The 4034-nt window shown below is 42.3% G+C and carries 6 protein-coding genes; all 6 read right to left on the bottom strand.

Features of this window, described 5'->3' with window-relative positions:
• Positions 1–365: 365 nt before the first annotated feature.
• A complete protein-coding gene (locus QEH59_RS18165) occupies positions 366–872 on the bottom strand; it encodes a hypothetical protein (protein WP_308986803.1) in 507 nt (168 codons plus the stop codon).
• 56 nt (positions 873–928) lie between these two features.
• Positions 929–1429, bottom strand: coding sequence for a hypothetical protein (locus QEH59_RS18170; RefSeq protein WP_308986804.1), 501 nt, complete (start codon positions 1427–1429; stop codon positions 929–931).
• A 56-nt stretch (positions 1430–1485) separates the two neighbouring features.
• The gene (locus tag QEH59_RS18175) at positions 1486–1872 is read right to left on the bottom strand and encodes a hypothetical protein (RefSeq protein ID WP_308986805.1); all 387 of its coding nucleotides are present in this window, start codon (positions 1870–1872) and stop codon (positions 1486–1488) included.
• Positions 1873–1942: 70 nt separating this feature from the next.
• Complete coding sequence (locus QEH59_RS18180) at positions 1943–2386, bottom strand: hypothetical protein (protein WP_308986806.1); 444 nt, start codon at positions 2384–2386, stop codon at positions 1943–1945.
• Between the two features lie 25 nt (positions 2387–2411).
• Positions 2412–2786, bottom strand: a complete 375-nt coding sequence (locus tag QEH59_RS18185; protein ID WP_308986807.1) for a hypothetical protein — start codon at positions 2784–2786, stop codon at positions 2412–2414.
• 364 nt (positions 2787–3150) lie between these two features.
• Entirely contained in the window at positions 3151–3900 is a 750-nt protein-coding gene (locus QEH59_RS18190) for a hypothetical protein (protein WP_308986808.1), read from the bottom strand.
• Positions 3901–4034: the final 134 nt, after the last annotated feature.

Genomic DNA, 4034 nt, shown 5'->3' on the forward strand with positions numbered 1-4034 from the left:
CATGATAGCCTCCTTGCGTTAGGTTATTCTTTTTCATCAAACCTATTACGACGCAAGTGAGGCTATTTTTCAAAACCTGTTTTGGACACTAGTGCTCCCTCTGAGGTGGTCTGTCCGTTCTCCAGATTCCTTACTCCGATTGATGTAATCCTTGGAGAAGATCCATCGGTTCTGTCGTAGAAACTTTCGCAAGAGTAATGAATTGCGATTGTTCTATTTCGCTCATGCAGCAATTGCTTCAAATTGCACTTAGCTTTTTGGCGTGTTTTAAACCTGCTGGAGTCGTAGATCATTTTTTTTTTTGCAGAACGTAGAGGATGAGCATGTATGAGCGCCAGCGAAATGCATTGCTTCACTCCGACTTGTTACACCTTAGCATATTTCTTCGAGTGCTTCTTAATTAAGTCCTCTAGGTCATTTCTTAGATTCATTATTTCATCAGCACATTCCATATACGCCTTCTCGTTATGTTTTACCGCTTGAGCGCCGACAGTATGAGGGATCGCTGGGTCAAAACTTCTAGCTAAAATATCAAAATATGAAATCAAACAATTTGCATAGTCCTTTGCTGGCTTCTCCAGTTCCCGAAAGTATATCATACAAAGAGAAACCATCCGTCGAGCTTCCTTGGATGTTGTGCGAGAAGATAGCTCTTTCAAATTCTTTGCATTTCCAACTGATTGAGACCAAATCAATGTCTCACTCACTAGGTCGGTTAACTCCTCAAAGCGCTCGGCAAGCTTCTGTTCTCTCTTCCACTTGCGATCAAAAACAAGGCCAAGGAAGTGTAAGCCGCTGCCGATCAAGACTCCAATTAATGCGAAAATGGCTGGGGTTAAAGTGGTTAAAAGTGAAGTCTCGGGGTCGATCATTTTCTTTGTGTAACGTCGAGATGTGGCACGTAGTGAGGCACGAACGGAGTTGTCCACTATCGACTGGTTCTACCTTCCCGTTCAATGTTTCCATCGGTTGTTGCCGAATAAGATACTTCAGGCAGGAAGAGTGTGTAGTTTTCAGAGTCGCTTCCATACGTTTGAAAGCCATCGCAAAATATTTTTAAATCATAGCCTCCTTCAAAACTTAGGGCGATCTGCTCAGTAGGGTCTTCTGCATGGATGCTTTCGACTTTTTTTCCGATCAGCTCCTTGAGCCCTTGCACCATCGGCCCATCATTAGCGTTATTGCTTTCAGAATTGCAAATTATAGCCCCTTGACGCTTCAGGTTCCAGCTAGACCAAACCATTATCGACATGTCTGAATCAAAATTCTTTTCTTCTTCTGTTAAGTGAGGGTTGTTCAGTGCCCTAACCCTGGGAACTCGGTCGCCAAATTGTAGTGAAAAAATGCTACCCGTTCCTTTGCCTGCGACGCATGACCAACATTCTTCACCGTGAAGTATATTGATCGCTTTGAGCATTTCATTTTTCATCTGTAGAACGATGAGGACAGGCAACCCGCCAGTGGGGATCGTAGTCCTGTTGATTTTTAGAGTTTTACGGGCGGGTTATCGGGTTGTCCTGCTCCGGCTGGTTCAGCTACGATTTCTAGAGGAGCTTTGCACTTGCGGCATTGGTGATTTTTCAAGGCAAAGTTAATAAAACCGCCGGGGAGCGGGATATATCCACACTTACCACATTTCAGTCCATGAGCGATCATGCATGATCTTTTTCTTTTGAAGATGTAAAGGCAAAGATAGAGCATTACTCCGAAGAAGCCGACGAACCAAGTTAAGGTAACCAGTGATTTCAAATTTCCTTCTTCGGGTAAATCATCCAAATACAGGCTTAAGATTCCGAAGACTGGAATGTGGATAAAAAGTGCAATATTTGCAGGTCGATCTATCGCTTTGAATTCGGATTCTAGTGATTTCATTGTTTCGCTGAAGGTCAAAGGTATGCATGAGTGAGCGCCAGCGAAACTCATTGTCATATCCTGCCTAGTTCTAATTGGTTTGCTCTGATTTTAATGGGACGATATTGAAGAAGATTTCATCCGGTCTTTGGGAGCCGACATAAATATAAAACCGCCTCCCTTCAAATCTACCGCTGCTGCTGTTTTTTAAGGCAGTGTAAACTATCAATGGAGTAGAAGTATTATTTTCCTGTTTGGGCTCTATCGAAAAGGTGATTGATGGAATGCGGCGATCACCGAAGGAGAAATAAATGCGTAATTTATTTCCATGGAGTTCAATGTAAGGGATTGAGTCCTCGTAAATGATCTCAACTTCAGAGCTGGAAATAGTAGGAATTTTGTCCTCATCGAAAACTCTGACTGTGTTGAATTGGTAAAGCCCTGCTGGAAGAATATCAGTAATTTCTTCCTGTCCGTATGCGACGCAAGACAACCCAATTAAGATGGTTACCAGTATTGTTTTTATGTATCTCATTTTTTTATTTTTTAGAACGTGGAGGCTAGTCACGTAGTGGAGGCGGAGCCGTAACGGAGTTGACTACGCCGTCTTGATCTACCCCAGATCCTGCGATTTCTTCGACTTTATCCCAATCGGTTATTTGCTGAGTGAAGTCCCAGTTTTCTCCAATTTGCTTCACAAAAAGAGTTTCTTTAACGATCGCTCCGACGATGAACCCAAATAAGATCGAGATAAAACGTATCAATTCTACATCTTCATTTATGTTAATTAGGCTGAGTAGTAAGAAGGCAAAAAGACTCCAGCGAAAAATGTGAATCCTGCTTCTTCCAAACAGGTTCTTTTTCCAATGCGGATAGCCTTCTTTTCTTACTTTAAGTAGTTTTTCAGCTAGCTGCTGGTCTGTGAGGCGTTTCATTTTTTCTGTAGATCGTCAAGAGGTGGCACGTAGTGAGGAACGAACGGAGTTGACCACTCTCGCCTGGATATACCCTCGGTCAGTCTCAATGCACTCGATCTGTTCTGTCTCCTCAGTGTTCATTTCTTAGATTTAGTTTGATTGGTTCAGGATGGTTAGAATCTGGATTCTTTCAATCGTCTTATCTGGATTTTTTTAACCGCAGATGGACGCAGATGAACGCGGATCAAGATTCTTAAATCTGCGTCTATCCGCGTGAATCTGCGGTTCCAAATTCAGTTCATTTTTCTGTATATCGTGAAGGATGAGCGCGACATGGAGGCGGAGCCGTAATGTCGTTGCCTCACTCCGTCTTGTTAGAACTTTAGTTTATGATAGTGTGATGCCCTGGAGTGGGAAATTCGACTTCAAGCTTTAGTGGTTTTAGCCTTCTGTCCATGTCAGTGAGTCGGATTTCCATATGTTCGACAAAAGCACGCTTGCGAGACACTTCTCTGAGCAGAGCTTTTTTCTCATCACCTGTTGCTGTTTCGTAATTACTGTAGAGTTCCCTAAGTCCTTCAGTTTCTGACTCTATCCGCTTGAGTAGCTGGATTTTAGTTTGTTCATAGCTTGAAATGACTTCCTCATCAGAAGGGGTATATCTCTTACGCCCAGCTTGCTGCGAATACTGATACTTCTTTAGCTGACTACTAATCTGATCGCTCCACTCATCGAGATAAAGCAAGTAGCATTGCCTGAGGTCAGAAGTCTCAAGATGAAGAACATTCTGTGACATTAGATGCCAAAATATTATCTCATTATCTCTGGTCGCGATGATGCCTCTACTGCTTGAAAAGGCTCTGTCGTATATTTCGACGCCCAAGAGTTTTTGTTCTTCTATAAAATCCTTAAGGGCATTCCTGCTGTTAAAGATTCTCCCCTTATCGAGATACTGAAAGATTTCATCAGCTTCTCTATTGAGCCTCGTTCCAGTAGCTGGTGCTCGATCGTTTGAAAAGGCCAATACGTTGTGCGATGAAGGAGGGACTAAGTCTTCCCACGAGTAAGTGTTCGCTGATGCTTGCTGTGAAAGTGAAAGAGCTAAGACTATGCTGCCGATTATCTTCTTCATTTTATTTTTCTAACAGTTTTATTAGTGTATTTTTAGTGCACGTTAGAGGTTTTCAGGTAGGGCTCAAGTTTATTAGTTTAAGTTTCTTAATTCATTGTTTTCAAGTTGGATATGTAATTATTGACTCAGTTGTC

Source organism: Thalassobacterium sedimentorum (assembly GCF_031127905.1).
Lineage (GTDB): Bacteria > Verrucomicrobiota > Verrucomicrobiia > Opitutales > Coraliomargaritaceae > Thalassobacterium > Thalassobacterium sedimentorum.